Origin of the sequence: Neorhizobium puerariae (genome assembly GCF_042429745.1) — a bacterium.
In the GTDB taxonomy this organism is placed as follows: Bacteria; Pseudomonadota; Alphaproteobacteria; order Rhizobiales; family Rhizobiaceae; genus Neorhizobium; species Neorhizobium puerariae.
The window spans coordinates 193,541-216,077 of record NZ_JBHMAA010000014.1 but is presented as its reverse complement, the minus strand read 5'-3'; the positions used below and the strand labels follow the sequence as shown (position 1 = coordinate 216,077).

The 22,537-nt window shown below is 62.1% G+C and carries 23 protein-coding genes and 1 riboswitch; of the genes, 10 read left to right on the top strand and 13 right to left on the bottom strand.

All coding sequences use genetic code 11. The features are described from left to right. Window positions 1-22: 22 nt before the first annotated feature. The 5 genes from ACFFP0_RS12855 to ACFFP0_RS12835 all read left to right on the top strand — a co-directional run bounded on the left by ACFFP0_RS12855 (window position 23) and on the right by ACFFP0_RS12835 (window position 5,805). Window positions 23-418 carry a VOC family protein gene (locus ACFFP0_RS12855; RefSeq protein WP_377261123.1) on the top strand — a complete coding sequence of 132 codons (396 nt, stop codon included), beginning with the start codon at window positions 23-25 and terminating at the stop codon, window positions 416-418. A gap of 107 nt (window positions 419-525) precedes the next feature. Beyond that, a riboswitch (TPP riboswitch) is annotated at window positions 526-632 on the top strand. A gap of 59 nt (window positions 633-691) precedes the next feature. Continuing rightward, window positions 692-1,681, top strand: coding sequence for a thiamine ABC transporter substrate binding subunit (gene thiB / locus ACFFP0_RS12850; RefSeq protein ID WP_377261302.1), 990 nt, complete (start codon window positions 692-694; stop codon window positions 1,679-1,681). Window positions 1,682-1,685: 4 nt separating this feature from the next. Next, window positions 1,686-3,305 (top strand): thiamine/thiamine pyrophosphate ABC transporter permease ThiP, encoded by a 1,620-nt coding sequence (thiP, locus tag ACFFP0_RS12845; RefSeq protein ID WP_377261121.1) that lies wholly within the window; start codon window positions 1,686-1,688, stop codon window positions 3,303-3,305. After that, a complete protein-coding gene (locus tag ACFFP0_RS12840; protein ID WP_377261118.1) occupies window positions 3,298-4,005 on the top strand; it encodes a thiamine ABC transporter ATP-binding protein in 708 nt (235 codons plus the stop codon). The genes thiP and ACFFP0_RS12840 overlap by 8 nt, the downstream gene beginning before the upstream one ends. A 333-nt stretch (window positions 4,006-4,338) precedes the next feature. Further along, window positions 4,339-5,805 (top strand): M48 family metalloprotease, encoded by a 1,467-nt coding sequence (locus tag ACFFP0_RS12835; RefSeq protein ID WP_377261299.1) that lies wholly within the window; start codon window positions 4,339-4,341, stop codon window positions 5,803-5,805. A 12-nt stretch (window positions 5,806-5,817) separates the two neighbouring features. On the opposite strand, the gene ACFFP0_RS12830 is transcribed toward ACFFP0_RS12835, so the two are convergent. The 5 genes from ACFFP0_RS12830 to ACFFP0_RS12810 form a co-directional block, all read right to left on the bottom strand. Next, window positions 5,818-6,681 (bottom strand): RNA polymerase factor sigma-32, encoded by an 864-nt coding sequence (locus ACFFP0_RS12830; protein ID WP_377261115.1) that lies wholly within the window; start codon window positions 6,679-6,681, stop codon window positions 5,818-5,820. Between the two features lie 307 nt (window positions 6,682-6,988). Next, the gene (locus ACFFP0_RS12825) at window positions 6,989-7,561 is read right to left on the bottom strand and encodes a CarD family transcriptional regulator (RefSeq protein WP_377261113.1); all 573 of its coding nucleotides are present in this window, start codon (window positions 7,559-7,561) and stop codon (window positions 6,989-6,991) included. A gap of 390 nt (window positions 7,562-7,951) precedes the next feature. Beyond that, a complete protein-coding gene (fdxA, locus tag ACFFP0_RS12820) occupies window positions 7,952-8,290 on the bottom strand; it encodes a ferredoxin FdxA (protein WP_377261111.1) in 339 nt (112 codons plus the stop codon). A gap of 240 nt (window positions 8,291-8,530) precedes the next feature. Further along, on the bottom strand, window positions 8,531-8,899 hold the full coding sequence (locus tag ACFFP0_RS12815) for an RNA-binding S4 domain-containing protein (RefSeq protein WP_377261109.1): 369 nt from the start codon (window positions 8,897-8,899) through the stop codon (window positions 8,531-8,533). 4 nt (window positions 8,900-8,903) lie between these two features. Next, entirely contained in the window at window positions 8,904-12,026 is a 3,123-nt protein-coding gene (locus tag ACFFP0_RS12810; RefSeq protein WP_377261296.1) for a helicase-related protein, read from the bottom strand. Window positions 12,027-12,762: 736 nt separating this feature from the next. Between ACFFP0_RS12810 and ACFFP0_RS12805 the strand changes: the two genes are divergently transcribed. Together ACFFP0_RS12805 and ACFFP0_RS12800 are read left to right on the top strand one after the other, a co-directional pair. Beyond that, entirely contained in the window at window positions 12,763-12,918 is a 156-nt protein-coding gene (locus ACFFP0_RS12805; RefSeq protein ID WP_081952972.1) for a DUF3309 family protein, read from the top strand. 39 nt (window positions 12,919-12,957) lie between these two features. Beyond that, window positions 12,958-13,212, top strand: a complete 255-nt coding sequence (locus tag ACFFP0_RS12800) for a YMGG-like glycine zipper-containing protein (RefSeq protein WP_377261106.1) — start codon at window positions 12,958-12,960, stop codon at window positions 13,210-13,212. 246 nt (window positions 13,213-13,458) lie between these two features. On the opposite strand, the gene ACFFP0_RS12795 is transcribed toward ACFFP0_RS12800, so the two are convergent. Next, a complete protein-coding gene (locus ACFFP0_RS12795; RefSeq protein ID WP_377261104.1) occupies window positions 13,459-14,187 on the bottom strand; it encodes a beta-ketoacyl-ACP reductase in 729 nt (242 codons plus the stop codon). A 139-nt stretch (window positions 14,188-14,326) separates the two neighbouring features. Next, window positions 14,327-15,508 carry an acetyl-CoA C-acetyltransferase gene (locus ACFFP0_RS12790; RefSeq protein WP_377261101.1) on the bottom strand — a complete coding sequence of 394 codons (1,182 nt, stop codon included), beginning with the start codon at window positions 15,506-15,508 and terminating at the stop codon, window positions 14,327-14,329. A gap of 251 nt (window positions 15,509-15,759) precedes the next feature. Here ACFFP0_RS12790 and phaR point away from each other — a divergent pair, with 251 nt between their 5' ends. Then, window positions 15,760-16,335 carry a polyhydroxyalkanoate synthesis repressor PhaR gene (gene phaR, locus ACFFP0_RS12785; protein ID WP_377261099.1) on the top strand — a complete coding sequence of 192 codons (576 nt, stop codon included), beginning with the start codon at window positions 15,760-15,762 and terminating at the stop codon, window positions 16,333-16,335. Between the two features lie 2 nt (window positions 16,336-16,337). Here the strand turns inward: phaR and ACFFP0_RS12780 are convergent, their stop codons facing one another. The 4 genes from ACFFP0_RS12780 to mtgA all read right to left on the bottom strand — a co-directional run bounded on the left by ACFFP0_RS12780 (window position 16,338) and on the right by mtgA (window position 18,626). Continuing rightward, window positions 16,338-16,745: a hypothetical protein gene (locus ACFFP0_RS12780; RefSeq protein WP_377261097.1), complete on the bottom strand. Its 408-nt coding sequence runs from the start codon at window positions 16,743-16,745 to the stop codon at window positions 16,338-16,340. A 127-nt stretch (window positions 16,746-16,872) separates the two neighbouring features. Beyond that, entirely contained in the window at window positions 16,873-17,058 is a 186-nt protein-coding gene (gene rpmF / locus ACFFP0_RS12775; protein WP_003535764.1) for a 50S ribosomal protein L32, read from the bottom strand. 148 nt (window positions 17,059-17,206) lie between these two features. Next, entirely contained in the window at window positions 17,207-17,854 is a 648-nt protein-coding gene (locus ACFFP0_RS12770) for a glutathione S-transferase family protein (RefSeq protein WP_377261089.1), read from the bottom strand. Window positions 17,855-17,927: 73 nt separating this feature from the next. Beyond that, window positions 17,928-18,626: a monofunctional biosynthetic peptidoglycan transglycosylase gene (gene mtgA, locus ACFFP0_RS12765; RefSeq protein ID WP_377261293.1), complete on the bottom strand. Its 699-nt coding sequence runs from the start codon at window positions 18,624-18,626 to the stop codon at window positions 17,928-17,930. 172 nt (window positions 18,627-18,798) lie between these two features. Here mtgA and ACFFP0_RS12760 point away from each other — a divergent pair, with 172 nt between their 5' ends. Next, window positions 18,799-19,713 carry a polyprenyl synthetase family protein gene (locus ACFFP0_RS12760; protein WP_377261086.1) on the top strand — a complete coding sequence of 305 codons (915 nt, stop codon included), beginning with the start codon at window positions 18,799-18,801 and terminating at the stop codon, window positions 19,711-19,713. Window positions 19,714-19,732: 19 nt separating this feature from the next. Continuing rightward, window positions 19,733-20,374: a LysE family translocator gene (locus tag ACFFP0_RS12755; RefSeq protein WP_377261084.1), complete on the top strand. Its 642-nt coding sequence runs from the start codon at window positions 19,733-19,735 to the stop codon at window positions 20,372-20,374. Between the two features lie 24 nt (window positions 20,375-20,398). On the opposite strand, the gene ACFFP0_RS12750 is transcribed toward ACFFP0_RS12755, so the two are convergent. Both ACFFP0_RS12750 and ispG read right to left on the bottom strand, forming a co-directional pair. Next, window positions 20,399-21,058: a YiaD family glycine zipper/OmpA-like lipoprotein gene (locus ACFFP0_RS12750; protein WP_377261082.1), complete on the bottom strand. Its 660-nt coding sequence runs from the start codon at window positions 21,056-21,058 to the stop codon at window positions 20,399-20,401. A gap of 135 nt (window positions 21,059-21,193) precedes the next feature. Next, the gene (ispG, locus tag ACFFP0_RS12745) at window positions 21,194-22,444 is read right to left on the bottom strand and encodes a flavodoxin-dependent (E)-4-hydroxy-3-methylbut-2-enyl-diphosphate synthase (protein WP_377261080.1); all 1,251 of its coding nucleotides are present in this window, start codon (window positions 22,442-22,444) and stop codon (window positions 21,194-21,196) included. Between the last annotated feature and the right edge of the window lie 93 nt (window positions 22,445-22,537).

Below are 22,537 nucleotides of genomic sequence, written 5' to 3'. Positions count from 1 at the left end.
GGCAAATGGAGAGGAGACCGGCATGCGAATGATTTTTGTGAACCTGCCCGTGGCCGATATCGACGTTGCGACCCGCTTCTACACGTCACTCGGTTTCACCAGGAACCCGAACTTTTCCGACGAGACGGCGAGTTGCATGATCGTCAGCGAGCAGATCTACGTCATGCTGCTCGAACACGAGAAGTTCAGGGACTTCATCAACGGCGACATCGCCGACGCCCGGCGGGTGAAGGAGGTTCTGAACTGCCTCTCCGCCGGAAGCCGCCAGGAAGTCGACGACTTCAAGGCCAAGGCCCTGGGCGCGGGCGGCGGAGAGTGGAAACCGAATATCGAGATGGGTCCGATGTACGGCTGCAGCTTCCAGGACCCGGACGGACATGTCTGGGAAATCATGTACATGGACATGAGCGCAGGCTGATCCACACCGGAATCTCCAGGAGGTGCCGGAAATCGCTTCCAATTTTCGGCGCCTCGCCCTCGCGGCGTCGCCCACTTGCAAGCCAATCCCGCCGCCGCTACATCTGGTCCGCTCTAACGGGGTGCCACGCGGTTTCGCGTGGCTGAGAGGCTTTTGCCAACCCGCGGAACCTGATCCGGTTAAGACCGGCGGAGGGATTAGACGGCTCCTCATCAGCGCCTATTCCTCTTGCAACGACCAAAGGAGGCGCTGATGCGCAGGCTCATTGTTTCGATGTTCGCGGCTGCGGCCGCACTTTCCATGTCCGTGCCCGCCGGGGCGCAGGAAAAAACCCTCACCGTCTACACCTATGAGAGCTTCATTTCCGACTGGGGTCCCGGCCCCAAGGTCAAGGAAGCTTTCGAGAAGACATGCGGCTGCAAGGTGAACTTCATCGGCGTCGCCGATGGCGTGGCGCTGCTCACCCGCCTGAAGCTGGAAGGCCCGAAGACCGATGCCGATATCGCGCTCGGCCTCGACACCAACCTCATCTCCGAAGCCAAGGCGACCGGCCTGTTCGAACCGCATGGCCTCGATACAGCCGCCGTCAAGGTACCGGGCAACTACACCGACGACACCTTCATTCCCTATGACTACGGTCATTTTGCAGTCGTCTACGACACCAGGGCCATAAAGACCCCGCCGAGGAGCCTGAAGGAACTGGTGGAAGGCGACCCGTCGCAGAAGATCGCGATCGAAGACCCGCGCACCTCGACGCCCGGCCTCGGACTGATCCTCTGGATGAAATCCGTCTATGGCGACAAGGCGCCGGAAGCCTGGGCAAAGCTCAGGAAGCGCGTGCTGACGGTCACCCCCGGCTGGTCTGAGGCATACGGCCTGTTCGCCAAAGGCGAGGTACCCATGGTCTTTTCCTACACGACCTCACCCGCCTATCACATGGTCGAGGAAAAAACGGACCGTTACCAGGCTGCCGCCTTCTCCGAAGGCCATTATATCCAGATCGAGGTCGCCGGCATGCTGAAAGGCGCCGACGACAAGGACCTGGCAAAACAATTCCTGAAATTCATGATCTCCCCGGCTTTCCAGGAAATCATCCCCACCACGAACTGGATGATGCCGGCTTCGAAGACGTCCGCGCCCCTGCCGGACGCGTTCGACAAGCTGGTCCAGCCGGGGAAAACGTTCCTGATGGGCTCGGATGAGGTGGCGAAGAACCGCCAGCTCTGGATCGACGAATGGCTGACAGCCATGAGCATGAACTGAACGCATGCTGACACGAACCGAACGAAGATGGGGAATCGCCGGGGGCCTCCTGAGCCTGACCGGCATAACCCTCTTCGTTGGCGTCGCCGCCTGCGCGCTGCTGTCCTGGGATGCCGGTGGCGCGGGCAGCCGGTTCTTCACCGCCTATACCTGGCGTGTCCTGCAATTCACCCTGTGGCAGGCGTTGCTTTCCACGCTGCTGTCGGTTGTCTTTGCGCTTCCCGTTGCGCTGGCGCTCGCACGGCGGCCGGGCTTTCCCGGCAGGCTGTGGATCATCCGGCTGATGGCGCTGCCGATGGGCCTGCCGGTGCTGATCGGGGCGCTCGGATTGATCGGCATATGGGGCCGGCAGGGCTTTATCAACAGCCTGCTGTTGAAACTGGGCCTCGAACAGCCGGTCAGCATCTACGGCCTTTCAGGCATCCTGCTGGCGCATGTCTTCTTCAACCTGCCGCTTGCCGCGCGGCTCCTGCTCGCCGCCCTGGAACGCCTGCCTGCGGAATACTGGCTTCTCTCCTCGGGCCTCGGCATGAAATCGCTTTCGGTCTTCCGTTTTGTCGAGTGGCCGGCGGCGCGGGGCGTCATCCCCGGCATAGCCGGGCTGATCTTCATGCTCTGCGCAACAAGCTTCACGCTCGTGCTTGTGCTGGGAGGTGGTCCCGCGGCGACCACGCTCGAAGTGGCGATCTACCAGTCGCTGCGTTTCGACTTCGACCCGCCGCGCGCCATCGCGCTCTCGCTCCTGCAGATCGGCATCACGGCGATGATCCTGATCGCAATGGCGCTCTTTCCGGCACCCGATGACGCGGTCTTGACGGCTGGCCGGCCAACCCGCCGCTTCGACGGCCGCGCCTTCCCGGCACGGCTTTGGGACGCATTCGCCATTGCGGCAGCCACGGCTTTCCTGATCCTGCCGCTCTCGTCCATCGTTCTGGCCGGGCTGCGGGCCGATCTCTGGGCTCTTGCCGCAAGCCCCCTCTTCCTTCGCGCCGCATGGACCAGCTTTGCGATAGCGCTTGCGGCCGGCTCGATGGCCGTGCTGGCATCGCTGGCGATCATCGCAGCGCAGGCGACGGTCATCGACATGAAACGGCCCGGCAGAACCGCCAGGGGATTTTCCGCCCTGCTCGGTGGCACGTCCTCGCTGGTACTGCTGGTGCCTCCGGTCGTGCTCGGCACAGGCTGGTTTCTGGTGCTGAGATCGTTCGGCGATGTTGCGCGATTTGCGCCGGCACTGGTGGCCTTGATCAACATGCTGATGGCCCTGCCCTTCGTCATGCGCGTCCTGGCGCCGGCAGTCGAGGCCCATCGCCGGCAAACCGGAAGACTGGCCGCAAGTCTTGGGATTTCCGGCCTCGCCAGGCTCCGGAAGATCGACCTGCCGGTTCTGGCAAGACCGCTCCTCACCGCCCTCTCCTTCGCCATGGCTCTTTCCCTCGGCGATCTCGGTGCCGTGGCCCTGTTCGGCTCCAGCGACCTCACCACCCTGCCCTGGCTTGTCTATAGCCGGCTATCCAGCTATCGGACCAATGATGCGGATGGGCTGGCGCTTATCCTAGGCCTGATCTGCCTGGCGCTGACGATGCTGGGCGCGACGGGACAACGGAGGGCAGGACATGACTGACGGCATCGTGCTGGAAAAGGTCGAGATCGGGCTCGGAAACAAGAGCTTCCGGTTCGACTGTGCCTTGCCTGCCGGTGCGGTAACCGCGGTTACCGGCCCTTCCGGCTCGGGAAAATCGACCTTCCTCAATCTCATCGCGGGCTTCGAGACACCGGACAAGGGGCATATCGTAATCGCTGGTGAGGATGTGACGGACAGGCATCCGTCCGAGCGACCCGTTTCCCTGATCTTCCAGGAAAACAACCTCTTTGCGCATCTCGACCTGTTTACCAATATCGGTCTCGGCATCAGCCCGTCGCTGAGGCTCACGGCGGACGACAGGGAGGCGATCTCCGGCGCGCTGGGCCGGGTCGATCTCCGCGGCTTTGAAAAACGCATGCCGTCGACGCTTTCCGGCGGCGAAAGGCAGAGGGCCGCCTTCGCACGCGCACTCGTCCGCAGGAAGCCGGTATTGCTGCTGGACGAACCCTTTGCCGCACTCGACCCCGGATTGCGGCTTTCGATGGCGAACCTCCTTCTCGCCCTGCATCGCGAAACCGGCAATACCGTCTTGATCGTCACCCACGATCCCGATGAGGTGGGCCGGCTCGCCGACCATGCGATCTTCATCGACGAGGGGCAGATTCTGTTGCAGGGGCCGGCGAAAGAGTTCATGACGCGGCGGGACATTCCCGCGATTGCCGAATTCCTCTCCGGCTGACCTCCGTCCCGTAGTGACGCCGTTCATCCGCGCGATCACGTTTCAAGACCGGCGCGCGCCGTCCGTTATCGCGCCGCCACAATTTGGACGTGCCGCGGTGGCATCGCGACACAGCGATGGGATTTCTCTTTGCAAACGCGCCGGTAAGACATATCTCATTGGGATATCTGTGCATGCAACGCGAGAATCGCTTAGCGTACATGGAAGAAGGACCGGCTTGGGTCGAGAAAGCCTCTCCGAAGCCGGAGGCGGACCTTGGGAATGATGGTGCGAAACACGAGGACGATGAGGCGCGATACGGCAAGCGGAGCAATCTTGCAGCGAAGCCGCTTCATGCTGGGCTTCCGGGTCCTGAGCACCCTGCTGCTCGGCGGCGCCGTGCTGACCGGTTGCCAATCGGTCTTCGAACAGGCCTATACGCCGAACGTCTCACCTTCGGACAAGCCGCAGATCGTCGATGAGGTGCAGAAGAACGATCCGCGAGCGCAGATGGGCGCTCGGGAACATCCCCGTATCGTCGCAAGCTACGGCGGCGAATATCGCGATGCAAAAACCGAGCGGCTGGTCGCCCGCATCGCCGGCGCGCTGACGGCGGTCTCGGAAAACCCGAGCCAATCCTTCCGCATCACGATCCTGAATTCCCCGGCGATCAACGCCTTCGCCCTGCCGGGCGGCTATCTCTACGTGACGCGTGGCCTGCTGGCGCTCGCCAACGACGCATCCGAGGTCGCCGCGGTGCTTTCACACGAAATGGGGCACGTAACCGCCAACCACGGCATCGAGCGGCAGCGACGCGAAGAGGCGGAAGTGATTGCGAGCCGCGTGGTCGCCGAGGTGCTCTCCAGCGACCTCGCCGGCAAGCAGGCGCTTGCCCGGGGCAAGCTGCGTCTCGCGGCCTTCTCCCGTCAGCAGGAATTGCAGGCGGACGTCATCGGCGTAAGGATGCTGGGTGAAGCCGGCTACGATCCCTACGCCGCCGCCCGCTTCCTGGACTCCATGGCCGCCTATGCCCGCTATTCCGCCGTCGACCCGGATAGCGATCAAAGCCTGGACTTCCTGTCTAGCCACCCGAATTCCGCCCAGCGCGTAGACCTTGCCCGGCGCCATGCCCGCAATTTCGGCCAGGAGGGAAGCGTCGGCGACAAGGGACGCGACTATTATCTCGCCGGCATCGACGGCCTGCTCTATGGCGACAGCCCTCAGGAAGGTTATGTTCGGGGACAGACGTTCCTTCACGGCAACCTGGGAATCCGTTTCGATGTTCCGCCCGATTTTCGCATCGACAACAAGGTGGAGGCCGTCCTGGCGACCGGCCCGGGGGAAACGGCCATCCGTTTCGACGGGGTCGCCGCCAGTGACAACAACAGCCTCACCAACTACCTGACGAGCGGCTGGGTGGCCGGCCTGCAGCCGGAGACGGTACATGAAATCCAGGTGAACGGGCTGCCTGCCGCGACCGCGCGCGCTTCCGCCGACCGCTGGGATTTCGATGTCACCGTCATCCGCGTCGACAAACAGATCTTCCGCTTCCTCACCGCCGTTCCCAAGGGTAGCGCCGCCCTGCAGACGTCGGCCGACCTGTTGCGGGCAAGCTTCCGCCGGATGACGCGGGAAGAGATCGCCGCCCTGAAGCCGCTGCGGGTTCGCATCGTCACGGTTGTCCAGGGCGATACGGTCGCTTCCCTCGCCAGCCGCATGATGGGTACGGATCGCAAGCTCGACCTCTTCAAGCTGATCAATGCGCTGCCGGTCGCCGCCACGGTATCGCCGGGCCAGAAGGTCAAGATCATCTCGGAATAGATACGTGCCGCCTCAGCAGGCGGCCGCCATCTGCGGATTGGCGGAAACGAGAGCCGTCTTGAGCTTCTCTATGGCGCGGCTTTCGATCTGGCGGACGCGTTCCTTGGAAATGCCAAGCTCGGCGCCGAGCGCTTCCAGCGTCGCACCCTCATCCGTCAGGCGACGGGCACGGATGATCTTCTTTTCCCGGTCGTTGAGCTTGGTCAGGGCGCCCTGCAGCCATTTCAGGCGTCGTTCCCCGTCGATCATGCCGGAAACCTGCTCGTCCGGCAGCGGCTCGGCGCTCGCCAGCAGATCCAACCGCTCGCCGCTGTCCGCATCGCCGGCGATGGAAGGCGCCTGCAGCGAGGCGTCGTTGCCGGAAAGGCGTGCATCCATGGTCTGGACATCGGCCACGCTGACGCCAAGGGCGACGGCGATCTCCTCATGGATGGCGCGCGCCGTCAGATTGCTGTCGCCGCGCGCGAGCTTGGCGCGCAGCCGCCGCAGGTTGAAGAACAGCGCCTTCTGCGCGGAACTGGTGCCGCCACGCACGATCGACCAGTTGCGCAGAATATAATCCTGCATGGAGGCGCGAATCCACCAGCTTGCGTAAGTGGAAAAACGCACGTCACGGGCCGGTTCAAACCTTGCCGCCGCTTCGAGCAGCCCTACATAGCCTTCTTGAACGAGGTCGCTCATCGGCAAACCGAAGCCGCGGAACTTGGATGCCATGGCGATGACGAGACGCATATGGGCCAACGCGATCTGGTTGCGCGCATCCTGGTCGCGATCGTCCTTCCAGCGGACCGCCAGATCGCGCTCCTCCTCCCGGGCGAGATAGGGAGCCGACATTGCAATCTTGATCATGGTGCGGTCTGCGGACATGGCTGTCATCGTGTTCTCCGTGGAACGGGCTGATCCGACAAAAGCAGCAATGACAAGCTTCGCTGTCGCACACGACCGGTGGATGCGTGTTGGAAGAGTGCTCGCCTCTGCTCCCCTCAATTTTGGTTTCGCGGAGGGAACACATCGGCCCGAAAGCCCGGATATCCCCCGCAATGCGTATCGGGAAACAAACGGAAGCTGCGTCGACACAGCGTCAGTTCGCCATCCGGCGAGAAAACGCGGGAGATCTGAAAAAGTTCCAAGAAAAAACCCGGCTCAAGGCCGGGCTTTTAAAAAATCTTGAGGCAGGAGAAAATCAGGCCGCCTCTTCCTGGGCCTCGTCTTCCTCGATCGTCTTGCCGCGCTTCGGTCCCTTGGCGAGGTTGACCTCGACGAGACGAACGGCTTCCGTTTCGGACATCTTGTTCACGGCTGCGATTTCACGAGCCATGCGGTCAAGGGCAGCCTCGTAGAGCTGACGCTCGGAATAGGACTGCTCCGGCTGGTTCTCGGCGCGATAAAGGTCGCGGACCACCTCGGCGATCGATATCAGATCACCGGAATTGATCTTGGCATCATATTCCTGGGCGCGGCGCGACCACATGGTGCGCTTCACGCGGGCCTTGCCCTGAACAACCTTGAGGGCGCGTTCGACAAAATCCGTTTCGGACAGCTTACGCATGCCAATGCTGACGGCTTTTGCGACCGGCACCTTGAGGCGCATCTTGTCCTTTTCGAAATCAATTACGAAAAGTTCGAGCTTCATGCCCGCTACCTCTTGCTCTTCGATCGCGGTGATCGTACCAACGCCGTGAGCGGGATAAACAATCGATTCACCGGTCTTGAAACCTTGGCGGGCGGGAGAATTCTTTTTCTGCTGGGTCGTCATTCGTTTCACAAACTCCCTGTTACTCACCCGTTTTTCGGGTCGGGGAAACCGGGTCTGTCAGGCCCGGATGAGACGGGGGAAACCGTCGGGTCACTCCATACTGGTCCGTCCAACGCGCGCGAAAAACAGACCCCACCGCGAACTGTGATCGACAACATACGGGCGTTGCAATGTCACGGATACCGCGTTTCGGATGATCTGTTGCTTTCGTGATGTTTTTTGGGCACGCCAGTGCCACCTTGTGGAACAGTTCTTTTTTCCTACCACAAAAAAGTGCGGAAATCAATAATTTGCTTTTGCACCTGCACAGAGAGCAACGTCATCCCCCTGCACAACAAAAGAGCAGAGTGATTCGGGGACCGTCGCCAAGCCATGCCGTCCCGGCGGAGACTAATCGCCTTTTCCGGGCTCGGTAGAGAAGAACTGGTCGTATTTGTTCTCGACGCCATCCATCTCCCTGGCCTCCGGCAAAGGATCGCGCTTCACCGTTATATTCGGCCAGACCTGGGCGAATTCCGCATTCAACTTGAGCCATTTGTCGAGGCCCGGTTCGGTATCCGGCTTGATTGCCTCGGCGGGACATTCCGGTTCGCAGACACCACAATCAATGCATTCATCCGGATGGATGACGAGGAAGTTTTCGCCTTCGTAGAAACAATCGACCGGGCAAACCTCGACACAGTCGGTATATTTGCAGCGGATGCAATTGTCGGTCACGACATACGTCATGCGGCACTCCAAGACTATCGCGGATCAGCGGCTGCACCGGCAACAGAGAACCTGCCGGCACACCGGAAAGCCGGGAAAGGCGAAACCTTGAACTGCGAAGAGGACAGGAGGCAGGCAATCCGGCTTTTCGACTGTCAGGTAAAGCCTTTGGCTTTTCTTAGCAAGGACAAACAATCCCCGCCGAAGCCGAATAGCGAAAGCTTTATTCGCCGATGCCGCCTTCTCCGGGTTCCATTTCCGTCAGCGCTCTCCCTTACCGGACCCTCCCGCGCCAAGACCGCGCTGCGACCGTTCGAAAGGCGTGAGCCTTCTCTGTTCATCCGGCGGCGGGGTCAGGTCGTCGTAGAGCGACCTCGCCTCCTCGAAAGGGCCGCGACGATCCCCAGCGGCCCGCACGACAAGGACGATGTCCCGCCGATCGAGAAGAAGCTCGATCCGGTCGCCGGCCTTGATCGTCCGGCTCGGCTGATTGCAGGCCCCTCCGTTCAGCGTGACCGCTCCGGCCGCAATCAGCGACTGGGCCAGAGAACGGGACTTCACCACGCGGGCGAAGAAGAGCCACTTGTCGATACGCTGGCGCGAACCGTCCTGTTGGCCCTTTTCCGTCATGGCCTCACTTCTTCATCTGCTCCTTGAGAGCTGCAAGTTTTGCAAAGGGGGAATCCGGGTCGATCGGCTTTTCCTTGCGTGGCGGCCTGGCCTCGAAACGCGCCGGCTGCGGCCCTTTGCCGCGTTCGTTTCGATCCTGCCGCGGACCGTTCTCGAAGCGCTCCCCGCGGTTGGGGCGATCGCCGCGGTTGTTGTTGTCCGGCCGACGGTTATTCTCGCGGTTCGGCCTGCCGCCCTCGTTCCGTTCCCGATCGCCATCCTGACGAGCGTCACGGCGCTCGCCGCCTCTGCGATCGTCGCGCTGACGGTCGTCCCGCCGGCCCTGGCCCGCTTCGCCATTCGCCTGACGCTGGCCGCCATGACCGCGGCGATCGCCATGCTGCGGACGACCGCCCCCACGCTGGTTGGCGTCGCGTCCGCCGCCCGGCCGCCAGAGCAGGACCGGTTTCGGTTCTTCGGGTTCGACAGGCTTTGCAGCCTCGGCCACTTCGGCGACGGCGGCCGCTTCGCCGGCTTCCGGCTCCGCCGCAACTTCGGCCGGAACAGAAACGACAACCGTTTCCGGCAAAGCCTCGGTTGTCTCGCCGGCGTCCGCATCGTCGGTCTCGGCGGTTTCCGGCACATCTGCCGCCGGAGCCGCGGTGGCTGCGCCTGCAGCGCTCGAGTCCTGGCTGGCAAGGAAAGCCTGTGCTTCCTCAGCCTTCACGGAATCGGCGCGATAACCGAGACCCTTCAGGATTTCCTCCATATCGTCGGGCGTCGCGCCGAGAATGGAAAGCATCGCGGTGGTCGTCATGAAACGGCGACCGTCATAGGCGCCTTCCGGACGGCTCGTCGCGCCCGGCTTCCACTGAAGCAGCGGCCGGATGAGATCCGCCAGACGCTCCAGGATATCGATGCGCACTGCGCGCTTGCCGAGGAAACGGAACCCCGCCAGCTTGTAGAACATCCGCTCGAAGCCCGGATCGGCAACGACGGAGGTGCGACCCGCCGCAAGCGCGGGGATGAGGTCACCGTAACCCGGCTTGTCGAGACCGTCGTTCTTCAGCGCCCAGAGAAGCGTGATCAGCTCGGCCGGCGCGGGCTTCAGCAAGGCAGGCATGAAAACGTGATAGGCGCCGAAACGGATGCCATAGCGGCGCATCGAGGCGCGCGCATCCTGGTCGAGCGTCTTCACCTCTTCCGCAACGTCGCGACGGAAGAGCACGCCGAGGCTCTCGACGAGCTGGAAAGCCAGCCCCTTCGCCAGCCCCTGCAGGTCCTCCGCCCGCGACAGATCGTCGAGCGGCTTCAGGACCGTGGCGATGTGATGGTTGACGAAGCGCTCGATGCGGGCAAGCACATGCTCGCGTGCATTGCCGGTAAGCTGCTCGTCCGACAGAAGGATGACGCGCGGGCGCATGACGTGGTCGCTCGCCGAAAGACGGGCGACAGGCTCGCCGACCCAGCGCACGAAACCGTCCGAACCGACGGCAAGATCGCTGTTGCCGGACGCATAGAGCCGTGCGGCCCTCGCCTCGAATTCGAGCGCCAGCGCTTTCTGGGCGGCCGCCTGCACCGCCTTGGCGTCAGGTCCCTCGGCTCCCGCGACAGGCGTGAACCGGAACCCGGCCAACTGCCCGACGTGATGTCCCTCCACAAAGACATCACCATTCACACTGATTTCAGCTTCCAGCATCGCATTCTCTCTCAGGCGCTTCATGAGCACAGATGTCCTGCGATCAACAAAGCGTTTCGTCAACCTTTCATGTAGCGCGTCCGACAACCTATCCTCTATTTCCCGTGTCTTTTCTTGCCAGTGTGTCGGATCGGCAAGCCAACCGGGACGATTGGAGACATAGGTCCAGGTCCTGATCTGCGCGATACGGGCCGACAGCGTGTCGATCTCGCCATCGGTCCGGTCGGCACGACGGACCTGTTCCGCCATGAAGTCCTCGTTTACTGTGCCGTGGCGCACAAGATCGGAAAAAAGAGTCGAAATAAGGTCCGCGTGCTGCGCAGGCGCAATCCGGCGATAATCCGGCAAAGCGCAGGCTTCCCAGAGTTTTTGGACCTGTTCGGACGTCGTCGCAGTGTCCCGGATCTCCGGATAGCGCGCAAGATGGTCAAGGGCCTGGCTATCGGTGGCGGGCAGCGCGCGAGTGAGCCCCGGCACGGTCGGGGCAGCATCCAGACTTTCGCGCAAGGCCCTGAGGGAGGAAAAGTCGAGATCTTTCGAACGCCATTGCAGCACCTTTACCTGGTCGAACTGGTGCCCTTCGATTCGCTCCACCAGTTCCTCGTCGAACGGCGCCACCTGACCGGTCACGCCGAAAGTGCCGTCCCGAACGTGTCGGCCGGCGCGGCCGGCGACCTGGCCGAGTTCGGCAGGAGTGAGATTGCGGAACTGATAACCGTCGAATTTCCGATCCTGCGCGAAGGCGACATGATCGACGTCGAGGTTGAGGCCCATGCCGATCGCATCCGTCGCGACGAGATATTCCACGTCCCCTGACTGATAAAGGCCGACCTGGGCATTGCGGGTGCGCGGGCTGAGCGCCCCGAGCACGACCGCGGCACCGCCGCGCTGACGGCGAATGAGCTCCGCGATCGCATACACCTCATCGGCCGAAAACGCCACGATCGCCGATCGCTGCGGCAGACGCGTGATCTTTTTCTGGCCCGCATAAAAGAGCTGCGACAGGCGCGGACGCTCGATGACGGTGATCCCGGAAAGCAGCTTTTCAAGGATGGGCCGCATGGTGGCCGCGCCGAGCAGAAGGGTTTCGTCGCGGCCGCGCAGATGCAGGATGCGATCGGTGAAGATATGGCCACGCTCCAGATCGCCCGCGAGCTGGACCTCGTCGATCGCAACGAACGATGCCCGCGTCTCGCGCGGCATCGCCTCCACGGTGCAGACCGAAAAGCGGGCATTGGGCGGTGTGATCTTCTCTTCCCCGGTCACAAGCGCCACCTGAGAGACGCCGACCTTTTCCACAAGCCGGGTGTAGACCTCGCGCGCGAGAAGCCGGAGCGGCAGGCCGATCACGCCCGTGCCGTGCGCCACCATGCGCTCGATGGCATAGTGAGTCTTGCCTGTATTGGTGGGACCGAGAACGGCGGTGACGCCGCGCCCGCTGAGCATCATGGGCTGGAAGTTCAAGGCAAAGTTCCGCGCATCACATACGGCCCTGGTTTCCACCCCCGGCAAAAAATCGGACCATGCCACACATGGCGATCCCCGCTGGCAAACGCAAGCCTGAAGAATGGTTTTGCGGTCGGAGAATCTCTTTCCCGGGGGATCGAATCGTGGCGGATCGGCCCGCTTTCCGCTGGCGAAGGAACAGACGCGAACGAATCGGAGACGAATCGCAGACTCCAAAGGATTCAGCCTTTGTTCACGGCTATATATTGATGTTGCTCCGCTTTGCGCCACGACATCGTGAATCTCGTTGGGATTCACGCCGGCACGGGATGCGAACTCGATCCATGGGCGCGCTTTCACAGAGAATCGAAAGAGTCAATGTGTTGATATGGTTAACCTTTTTTCAACGGATTCAACAACTTCACGCACCGCCGTCCCGTGAAATTAAGATTCGGGCCAAAGGCGGAACGAATCACAGACGAATCGCTCACATCCTCTTTTTCCCGTTCTGTTCTCACAACATGTAGTAGGTCCGCTTCGTGGCCGGACGCAAGAAAAGTACCGGATCGATGGACGCCCTGCGAATCCGGATCGGCTTCATTAACGTTGGCTAACGGCCTTTAACCACATGTGAGCCGCCAGTCCTGCGAAACTGGAACAAAAATCGCAAAGCCACGTTTCTTCGCCAAATCCGTACTGGCCAGATCCGTACGGGATTGTCTTGCGGAGTGGAAAAGTCATGCTCGGAACCGTATTACTCATCATCCTCATCCTACTCCTGATTGGCGCATTGCCGAATTGGGGTTATAGCCGAGGTTGGGGCTACGGTCCGTCAGGCGGATTGGGCCTCGTCGTCCTGATTATCATCATCCTGTTGCTGATGGGCAGGATCTAAGAACGGCGTAGCCGTATGTCACAAGGGAAGGGAAGTAACATGAAGAAGATTCTGATTGTAGGCTGCATGATCGGCACGCTCGCCTCCTGCACCTCCACTGAAAAAGGCACCGCAATCGGCGCGGCCTCCGGTGCCGTAATCGGTGGCGCTGTTACCAATAGCTGGGGTGGCGCAGCAGTCGGCGCGGTTGCCGGCGGCCTGGTCGGCGCTGCAATCGGCGAATCCGAAAAGCGCCGCGGCTATTGCGTTTATCGCGACCGTTACGGCCGCACCTACGAGGCTCGCTGCCGCTGATACCGGCTGAGCCGAGGCTTTCGGAACCGGCGCCGGAACGATCGGCGCCGGTTTTTCTTTACGCCAGAGACCGCGGCGTTAACCTTCCGACCAAAGCCGGAACGAATCGCTGACGAATCGGCGACATCGTTTCTTTCCCGATTTGTTCACCGCAATATGTCGTGGAAAAACAAATCGTTAACCATAGAAATGCGGAACGAGGGCCCTTGCCCCGCGCCCAGAATGCCGGAAGTTAACGCACGGTCGTCAGCCGGCGAAGAATTGCCCGCCGTTGGCCGTAAGCGTCGAACCCGTGATGAAACCCGCCTCGTCGGAAGCAAGGAAAACCACGCAACGGGCGATTTCTTCCGGCTCGCCGAGGCGGCCGACCGGAATTTGCGGAATGATCCGCTCGTTGAGCACCTTCTCGGGCACCGCCCGCACCATCTCGGTGGCGATATAACCCGGGCAGATCGCGTTGACGGTGATGTTTTTCGCCGCCCCTTCCTGGGCCAGAGCCTTGGTGAAGCCGAGATCGCCGGCCTTGGCGGCGGAATAGTTCACCTGCCCCATCTGCCCTTTCTGCCCATTGATGGAGGATATGTTGATGATCCGGCCAAAACCGCGGTCGCGCATGCCGCTCCAGATCGGATGCGTCATGTTGAAAAGACCGGTGAGATTGGTGCCGATCACCTCGTTCCACTGCTCCGGCGTCATCTTGTGGAACATGCCGTCGCGCGTGATGCCGGCATTGTTGACGAGCACCTCGACCGGCCCGAGCGCAGCTTCCACCTTCGCTATGCCTTCGACGCAGGCTTGATAGTCGGATACGTCCCACTTGAAGGCGGGAATACCGGTTTCGTCGTGGAAGGCTTTCGCCTTCTCCTCGTTGCCGGCGAAATTGGCGGCGACGCGATAACCTGCGGCCTTCAATGCGACGGAGATCGCGGCACCGATCCCGCGCGTTCCTCCAGAAACCAATGCCACCCTGCTCATGACGTCTTCCCCTTCCATGTTGATCCGGTCCTTCTATGTGACCGGATACTTACCGATTTTGACATGCTTTTGTCAGGGCGATAGCCCCGCCGCGAAGTTTTGCGACGACGGCGGAGCTATCCATAGCTGCGCCGGCGTATCACATCGCCTCAAGGCACATGGCGACGCCCATGCCGCCGCCGATGCAAAGGGTGGCAAGCCCCTTCTTCGCACCGCGCCGCTTCATCTCGAAGAGCAGCGTGTTGAGGATGCGCGCGCCGGAGGCACCGATCGGGTGGCCGATTGCAATCGCGCCGCCATTGACGTTGACGATCGACGGGTCGAGGCCAAGGTCCTTGGTGACGGCGCAGGACTGGGCCGCGAAGGCCTCGTTCGCCTCGACGAGATCGAGGTCGCCGATCTTCCAGCCGGCCTTTTCGAGAGCCTTGCGGGATGCCGGAATCGGCCCCGTGCCCATGATCTGCGGATCGACGCCGGCCGTCGCCCAGGAGACGATCCGGACCAGGGGCGTGATGCCGCGGCGGGCAGCTTCTTCCTCGGTCATCAGCACGGCAGCAGCGGCGCCGTCGTTGAGGCCGGAGGCGTTGCCTGCGGTGACAGAGCCTTCCTTGTCGAAGGCCGGGCGGAGCTTCGCCATGGCCTCGAGCGTGGCGCCGGCGCGGATATATTCGTCGTTCTCGACGGTGACGTCACCCTTCCTGGTCTGGACGACGAAGGGAATGATCTCGTCCTTGAAGCGGCCGGCAACCTGGGCGGCCTCCGCCTTGTTCTGCGACGAGACGGCGAACAGGTCCTGCTCCTCGCGGGAGAGCTGCCACTGACGGGCGATATTCTCCGCCGTGATGCCCATGTGATAGCCGTGGAAGGCGTCCGTCAGGCCGTCCTTGATCATCGTGTCGATCATCTTGAAGTCGCCCATCTTCACCCCGCCGCGCAGGTGGGCGCAATGCGGCGCCATGGACATGGATTCCTGCCCGCCGGCCACGATGATCTTCGCGTCGCCGAGCGCGATCTGCTGCATGCCGAGCGCCACGGCGCGCAGGCCCGAACCGCAGAGCTGGTTGACGCCCCAGGCGGTCGCCTCCTTCGGAACGCCTGCCTTCATCGCCGCCTGGCGGGCGGGGTTCTGCCCTTCGCCGGCCGGCAGGACCTGCCCGAGGATGACCTCATCCACCTCGGACGCATCGACGCCGGCGCGCGCAAGCGCTCCCTTGACCGCGGCTGCACCCAGTTCATGAGCGGGGATATTGGCGAAAGCACCATTGAACGAGCCGACCGCCGTACGGCCGGCGGACGCGATCACGATGGATGGATTGGTCATTGGACGTCTCCTCTTGTCCCGATATTTGTCGTTGAGACTGGCAAAGCTTGGCCGCAGAGTCAAACATCTGCGAGAACCAGCCGGCTTTCTCGAAAATGCCCCTTAGATTTCGTGGGTTTGCTGCGCAACAAAGCGGCCACCGCGCCGCACAAATCGATTGTAAGTCCCCATCATTTAGGCTTACATTCCTGTCGGGAGAAGCATGCCGTTCGATAATAACCAAACCATATTGAAGGGATGAGGAGGCAATCATGGCGAAAACCGAAGGCGAAATCATAATCAAGAAATATGCCAACCGGCGCCTCTATAATACGGGCACCAGCACATACGTGACCCTCGAAGATCTGGCGAAGATGGTGAAGAAGGGCGAGGAGTTCGTCGTCCAGGACGCCAAGACCGGCGAGGACATCACCCATTCGGTGCTGACACAGATTATCTTCGAGCAGGAATCGAAGACCGGCAACACGCTCCTGCCGATCTCGTTCCTCCGGCAATTGATTTCATACTACGGCGACCAGATGCAGATGGTCGTGCCGACTTTCCTCGAACACTCGATGAAAGCCTTTACCGACCAGCAGGCCCAGATGCGGGAGCAGATGACGCGCGCCTTCGGCGACACGCCGCTCGGCAAGAACCTTCAGGTTCCCATGCAGATGATGGAAGAGCAGGTGCGGCGCAACACGGAAATGTTCCGTCAGGCCATGCAGATGTTCTCCCCCTTCACCGCCCAGCCGCCGGCGCCCACCGCCAAGAAGGCGGATTCCAAGGATATAGACGAGCTGAAGGAACAGCTTCGCAACCTTCAGAGCCGGCTGGACAATCTTTAGGCTCAGAGCCCGATCGACACGTCACGGCCGGCCGAGCGGATCGCAACGGCAAAGCCGCCGATGACATCGACGAAGGTGATCGTCATCAGGATGAAGAAAATCTGCGTGGCAGCATCCTGCACCAGCAGGAACTCCACCAGATAGGCGACGAAAACCAGCATCGACAGCATGTGGTTGAGCAGCGAGCCGCGGCCGTTGCGGCTCGCCTTCAGGATTTCGACGAAGAGGAAGACAAGGGCGACGACAATCAGCACGTCGCCGACCGTCATCGTCCAGACGGCGCCGGAAAGCATCTGCAACGAACTGACCGTATTGCCGAGCGCCCCAACGCCTCCGCCTCCCAGAATGCCGAGCATGGCGAGGTTGTAGAGGACGAGCGGAATGATCATCAATGGCAATGCGGCGAGCATGAGCGGCTCCGGAGCACGGAAAATCAACGAGGCCGGACCGTGATGCCTGCCTGTGCTTTCCGCAAGATGTCGAAAAACAAAAAAGGCCGGCAAAGCCGGCCCTTCGAGCGAACGCCTGCGAAAACGCTTATGCGTTTTCCTTCGGCGTCAGGACCTGACGGCCGCGATACATACCGGTCTTCAGGTCGATATGATGCGGACGGCGCAGTTCGCCGGAGTTCTTGTCTTCGATATAGGTCGGAGCCTTGAGTGCGTCGGCGGAACGGCGCATACCGCGCTTCGACGGGCTCGTTTTTCTCTTCGGTACAGCCATTTTCGTTACTCCACTTCGTGCAAGACATGATCCCCGGCCGGAACTGAGGCCGAACTCATCACGTCTCGATCTCGGAAATTTGGCGGGCTTATACATGCCCGGCAGGGCTTTGACCAGTCCCCGCCAGGATTTTTTCGAGATTCCCGACTCAAGCCTCGTCTTCGGGCACGATCCAGGTTTCCCGAAGCGCCGCCTCCTGCCACTTTATCCAGGCCGGATGGGACTTCACGGAGGCCATATAGGCAAGCGTGTCGGCATTCGACACGAGATCATAGGCCTCGAACCTGTTGACCACCGGAGCGAACACCGCGTCGGCCGCCGAGAATTCGCCGAACAGGAACGGCCCGCCGGACTTCCGGCGCAGTCCGCTCCAGATCGTCGATATCCGCGCGACATCGCCCATGACGTCCTCGGGAAGGCTGATCCGGCCCTTCGACCGGCGGATGTTCATCGGGCACGCATTGCGAAGCGCCCGGAAGCCTGAAATCATTTCCATCGAAATGGAGCGCGCCACGGCCCGGTCGGCGGCAGCCCCTGGCCAGAGGCCCCTGTCGGGGAAAAGTTCCGCCACATATTCGATGATGGCGAGAGATTCCCAGACGCGCACATCGCCATGGTGCAGAACCGGTACCTTTCCGGTTGGCGAGATCGGCTTGAACTTCGGATTTCCGGCCGGAAAATCGAAGGGGATCAGAACCTCCTCGAAGTCGATACCTGCGGCCGTCATCGCAATCCACGGACGGAAGGACCAGGAGGAATAGTTCTTGTTGCCGATATAAAGGGTGAGCTTTTCCATGGACCATGTCTCCGGTTGGTTTGTCCGGCCTATAGTCGGCGACACCGGACACGACCAATGAAATCGCGAGAACTCAGCCATAAATGCATTTGATGTAGTCGCCGGAATTACGCGCCCGGCGCTCGATGACCCCCGCCAGGCGCTGCAGCCCCCTCCCCGGCTTGCTGGCGACCCGGGTAATCGGATTGGGAAGCGAAACCGCAAGCAGAGCGGCCTGTCTGGCGCTCAGTTTCGAAGCCGGCACCTTGAAATGATGTTGGGCAGCCGCTTCCGCGCCGTAGATGCCCGGCCCCCATTCCGCAATGTTGAGATAGACCTCCATCATCCGCCGCTTCGACCAGACGAAGTCGGCGCCGATGGCGAGCGGCAGCTCGAGACCTTTGCGAATGAAGGAGCGCCCGTTCCAGAGGAACAGGTTTTTGGCCGTCTGCATCGGAATGGTGCTAGCCCCTCTTGTCGCCTCCCCGTCCAGCGCGTCCTCGACCACGCCGCGCATCTGGGTCCAGTCGACCCCGCCATGAGAGCAGAATTGACCGTCCTCCGACATCATCACCGATCGGACAAGATGGGGGGAAATGTCGTCGAGACTGACCCAGCGCCGGTCATAGCCGCGAAACAGGGCAAGCTCCGAAAGCATCATGGTCGAGACGGGACGCGTAAATGGCAGGGCATAGACGAGGATAAGAAGATAGGGCAGCAGCACGAGGGCGACCGCGATCAGCACGAACCGGCGGATAAGGCTGCGGAAAGACGGACGTCGCTCGCCCCTCACGGCCTCCTCCTCGTGCACATGCTGCTCGGGCGTGATGTCCAATGTCCCGCTCGTCCGTTGTTTCGGGTTTCATAACCCCTGAATGCAGCCAAGGCGAGTCCGGGGCCGAAAACTTCCCGTGACCTGGTGAATCGCCGTTGCCAGCCAACGATCGGCATGCCAAACAACGGCCATGACAGACACGAAGACGGTATTCGAAAAACGCCTGCGGCAGAGTGCGACCGAGACGGAAGCCCTGCTTGCATCGCTGCTGTCCGACGCTCCGCTTCCCGATGAAGTCACCCGCCCGCCGCATCTCCTGGCCGCGATGCGCCACGGGGTGCTGAATGGCGGGAAACGGCTCCGGCCCTTCCTGGTGCAGGAGAGCGCCGCCCTTCTCGACGGACCCGTAGATGCGGCGCTGCGGGTCGGCGCGGCGCTTGAATGCCTGCATTGCTATTCGCTCATCCATGACGACCTGCCGGCCATGGACGATGACGACCTGCGCCGCGGGAAACCGACGGTACACAAGGTCTTTGGCGATGACGTTGCCATATTGGCCGGCGACAGCCTGCTTACCTATGCCTTCGACATCATCGCGGCGCCGGAAACCGCCCTCCATGACCGGCTGAAGACGGAACTCGTGCTGGCGCTTGCCCGCGCTGCCGGGCTGGGCGGCATGGCCGGCGGGCAGGCGCTCGATCTCGCCGCGGAAAAATTGCCGCCGGACGAAGCCGGCATCACCACATTGCAGGCGATGAAAACCGGCGCGCTCCTGCGTTTCGGCTGCGAAGCCGGCGCCGTCATTGCCGGTTCGGACCCGACGCACCGGGAAAGGCTGCGCGCCTTCGGGCGCAAGATCGGCCTCGCCTACCAGCTCGCGGACGACCTGCTCGACCTCACCTCCGATGCCGCCACCATGGGCAAGGCGACCGGCAAGGATACCGCGCGGGGCAAGGGAACGCTGGTCGCGCTGCACGGAATGGACTGGGCCGAAAAAAGGCTGGAAGCGCTGACGGCGGAAGCCGTCGAGCTGCTTGCACCCTACGGGGAAAAAGCGCTTATTCTGCAGGAGACGGCGCGCTTCATCGCCAGCCGAGAGAACTGACGCCTCCCTGGGGAAGAGCATGCCCGATATCCTGATCTACCTGCCCTACATGTGGCCCGCCTATGTCGCCTACCTTGTCAACGTCGCGAGCCCCGGCCCGGCCAATTTCGCGATCATCGGCGCTTCCATTTCGCAGGGCCGTCGCGCCGGCCTGATCACCGCGCTCGGCATCAGCAGCGGCTCGTTCACCTGGGCCTGCGCCGCCGCACTCGGCCTTGCGGCGCTGTTGCGGAATTATGCGATCGCGCTGGAAATCCTGAAAGTGTTCGGCGGGCTCTATCTGATCTATCTCGCCTGGAAGGCCTATAGATCCGCCCGCCTGCCGGATTCGAAGGCGATGCTCGGCAATGCCCGCGCCGACGGCACGGCACGCCAGCTCTGGCTGCGCGGCTACATGATCCACCTGACCAATCCGAAGGCGATTTTCGCCTGGCTCGCGATCATCTCGCTTGGACTTCCGGAAAACGCGCCGGCCTCGGCGATCGTCCTGATCGTCGCTGTCTGCATGTCGTCGAGCCTGACGGTCTTCATCACCTATGCATGGCTCTTTTCGACGCCGCATGCGCTGCGCGGCTACAAGGCCGCACGACGCTGGATCGAAGGCACGATGGCCATCTTCTACAGCGTCGCCGGTTTCAAGCTGTTGACGAGCCGCATCTGAACGGCTCGCCTGATCGCTCCGGGATCATCCTTGCGTGATCGGCGCGATCGCCACTTCGACGCGACGGTTCTGCGCCCGGCCGTCGGCCGTCGCATTCGAAGCGACAGGCTGCGACGGACCGAAGCCCATCGTCGACATGCGGCGCTGGTCGACGCCACGGCTCCCGAGATAATTCGCCACGGAAGCGGCACGACGCTCGGACAGGCCCTGGTTATGCTGCAGGCTGCCCGTCGAATCGGTATGACCGTTCACGTCGATGAAAGTCTTGTTGAACTTGTTCAGCACGATCGCAACCGAATCGAGCGTCCGGTAGAACGGCGGAATCACCTGGTCCTGGTCGGTCGCGAACGTGATGTTCGACGGCATGTTGAGGATGATGCGGTCGCCCATGCGGGTCACGGAAACGCCGGTGCCCTGAAGCTGGGCGCGCAGTTCCGCTTCCTGGTTGTCCATGTAGGCGCCGATGCCGCCGCCGGCGAGCGCGCCGATGCCCGCGCCGATCAGCGCGTTGCGGCCTGCATGACGCCCGCCCGTCACCGCGCCGGCGATGGCGCCGAGGCCCGCGCCGATCGCGGCGCCGCCGGCCGTGTTGGAAACCTTCTGCTCGCCGGTATAAGGGTCGGTCGTCGTGCAGGCGGAAAGATAGGTCGCGCAAAGCGCGACGATCGCGATTTTCTTGAGCATGTAAATCGATGTCCCCGTCGTGTGTGACGACATCTCATTTACCACGAATTACGGCAATAGCGAGGAGGGGCGGCATGTCCTCGCCGTTCGTCGGCGACGAGACGGCATTCCAATGTCCTCGCTGCATCAATTCGCCTATTCGGCCGCCGTGCGATGACCGAAACGCTGCTCGATATAGCCGATGACGAGCTTCTCGAAATCGACGGCGATATTCGGCCCGCGAAGCGTCATCGCCTTCTTGCCGTCGATGAAGACCGGCGCCGCCGGGGTCTCTCCGGTGCCCGGCAGGGAAATGCCGATATCGGCATGCTTGCTTTCGCCCGGACCGTTGACGATACAACCCATGACGGCGACGTTCAGCGCTTCCACGCCCGGATATTTCTCGCGCCAGACCGGCATGTTCTTGCGGATGTCGTTCTGGATGTTCTGCGCAAGTTCCTGGAAGACCGTCGAGGTCGTACGGCCGCAGCCGGGACAGGCCGCAACGACGGGAATGAACTGCCGGAAACCCATGACCTGCAGCAGTTCCTGCGCCACCTGCACCTCGCGCGTCCGGTCGCCGTTCGGCTCCGGCGTCAGCGAAACGCGGATCGTATCGCCGATCCCCTGCTGCAGCACGTAGCCCATGGCGGCCGACGAAGCGACGATGCCCTTCGAGCCCATGCCGGCCTCGGTGAGACCGAGGTGCAGCGCATGGTTGGAGCGGTCGGCGAGCATCGAATAGACCGCGATCAGGTCCTGGACCTGGCTGACCTTGGCCGACAGGATGATGCGGTTGCGCGGCAGGCCGATGCTTTCCGCCAGCTCTGCCGAAATCAATGCCGACTGGACGATTGCCTCATGCATGACCTGGCGGGCCGAAAGCGGCGAACCTTCCGCCTGGTTCCGGTCCATCAGGGTTGTCAGCAGATCCTGGTCGAGCGATCCCCAGTTGACGCCGATGCGCACCGGCTTGTCATACCGGATCGCCATCTCGACGATATCGCCGAACTGCTTGTCCTTCTTGTCCTTGAACCCGACATTGCCGGGATTGATGCGGTATTTCGCCAGCGCCTCGGCACAGGCCGGATGATCGGCCAGCAGCTTGTGGCCGATATAGTGAAAATCCCCGACCAGAGGCACATCCATGCCGAGCCGCAGCAGCCGCTCGCGAATCTGCGGCACGGCGGCAGCGCTTTCATCGCGGTCCACGGTGATGCGAACGATTTCGGACCCCGCCCTGTAGAGCGCGGCAACCTGCGCCACCGTCGAATCCACGTCCGCCGTATCGGTATTGGTCATCGACTGGACAACCACCGGCGCGCCGCCGCCGACGATGACGCCGCCGACATCGACGGCGACAGTGGCACGACGCGGCTTCGGATCATAATCGGCGGGTGAGGTCATGGAGCTTCTCGTTGCCTTCAAAAAAGCCTTGGTGGTGAGCTGCGCCTTTCAGGTGGCGTATGGCCGGCATCTTGTCAACGGGCGCAGCCTATA

Excerpts from the sequence above, each read along its gene's own strand:
- ACFFP0_RS12855 (WP_377261123.1), top strand. The coding sequence starts at position 23 with ATGCGAATGATTTTTGTGAACCTGCCCGTGGCCGATATCGACGTTGCG.
- thiB (WP_377261302.1), top strand. The coding sequence starts at position 692 with ATGTTCGCGGCTGCGGCCGCACTTTCCATGTCCGTGCCCGCCGGGGCG.
- thiP (WP_377261121.1), top strand. The coding sequence starts at position 1,686 with ATGCTGACACGAACCGAACGAAGATGGGGAATCGCCGGGGGCCTCCTG.
- ACFFP0_RS12840 (WP_377261118.1), top strand. The coding sequence starts at position 3,298 with ATGACTGACGGCATCGTGCTGGAAAAGGTCGAGATCGGGCTCGGAAAC.
- ACFFP0_RS12835 (WP_377261299.1), top strand. The coding sequence starts at position 4,339 with ATGCTGGGCTTCCGGGTCCTGAGCACCCTGCTGCTCGGCGGCGCCGTG.
- ACFFP0_RS12830 (WP_377261115.1), bottom strand. The coding sequence starts at position 6,681 with ATGACAGCCATGTCCGCAGACCGCACCATGATCAAGATTGCAATGTCG.
- ACFFP0_RS12825 (WP_377261113.1), bottom strand. The coding sequence starts at position 7,561 with ATGACGACCCAGCAGAAAAAGAATTCTCCCGCCCGCCAAGGTTTCAAG.
- fdxA (WP_377261111.1), bottom strand. The coding sequence starts at position 8,290 with ATGACGTATGTCGTGACCGACAATTGCATCCGCTGCAAATATACCGAC.
- ACFFP0_RS12815 (WP_377261109.1), bottom strand. The coding sequence starts at position 8,899 with ATGACGGAAAAGGGCCAACAGGACGGTTCGCGCCAGCGTATCGACAAG.
- ACFFP0_RS12810 (WP_377261296.1), bottom strand. The coding sequence starts at position 12,026 with ATGATGCTCAGCGGGCGCGGCGTCACCGCCGTTCTCGGTCCCACCAAT.
- ACFFP0_RS12805 (WP_081952972.1), top strand. The coding sequence starts at position 12,763 with ATGCTCGGAACCGTATTACTCATCATCCTCATCCTACTCCTGATTGGC.
- ACFFP0_RS12800 (WP_377261106.1), top strand. The coding sequence starts at position 12,958 with ATGAAGAAGATTCTGATTGTAGGCTGCATGATCGGCACGCTCGCCTCC.
- ACFFP0_RS12795 (WP_377261104.1), bottom strand. The coding sequence starts at position 14,187 with ATGAGCAGGGTGGCATTGGTTTCTGGAGGAACGCGCGGGATCGGTGCC.
- ACFFP0_RS12790 (WP_377261101.1), bottom strand. The coding sequence starts at position 15,508 with ATGACCAATCCATCCATCGTGATCGCGTCCGCCGGCCGTACGGCGGTC.
- phaR (WP_377261099.1), top strand. The coding sequence starts at position 15,760 with ATGGCGAAAACCGAAGGCGAAATCATAATCAAGAAATATGCCAACCGG.
- ACFFP0_RS12780 (WP_377261097.1), bottom strand. The coding sequence starts at position 16,745 with ATGCTCGCCGCATTGCCATTGATGATCATTCCGCTCGTCCTCTACAAC.
- rpmF (WP_003535764.1), bottom strand. The coding sequence starts at position 17,058 with ATGGCTGTACCGAAGAGAAAAACGAGCCCGTCGAAGCGCGGTATGCGC.
- ACFFP0_RS12770 (WP_377261089.1), bottom strand. The coding sequence starts at position 17,854 with ATGGAAAAGCTCACCCTTTATATCGGCAACAAGAACTATTCCTCCTGG.
- ACFFP0_RS12760 (WP_377261086.1), top strand. The coding sequence starts at position 18,799 with ATGACAGACACGAAGACGGTATTCGAAAAACGCCTGCGGCAGAGTGCG.
- ACFFP0_RS12755 (WP_377261084.1), top strand. The coding sequence starts at position 19,733 with ATGCCCGATATCCTGATCTACCTGCCCTACATGTGGCCCGCCTATGTC.
- ACFFP0_RS12750 (WP_377261082.1), bottom strand. The coding sequence starts at position 21,058 with ATGCTCAAGAAAATCGCGATCGTCGCGCTTTGCGCGACCTATCTTTCC.
- ispG (WP_377261080.1), bottom strand. The coding sequence starts at position 22,444 with ATGACCTCACCCGCCGATTATGATCCGAAGCCGCGTCGTGCCACTGTC.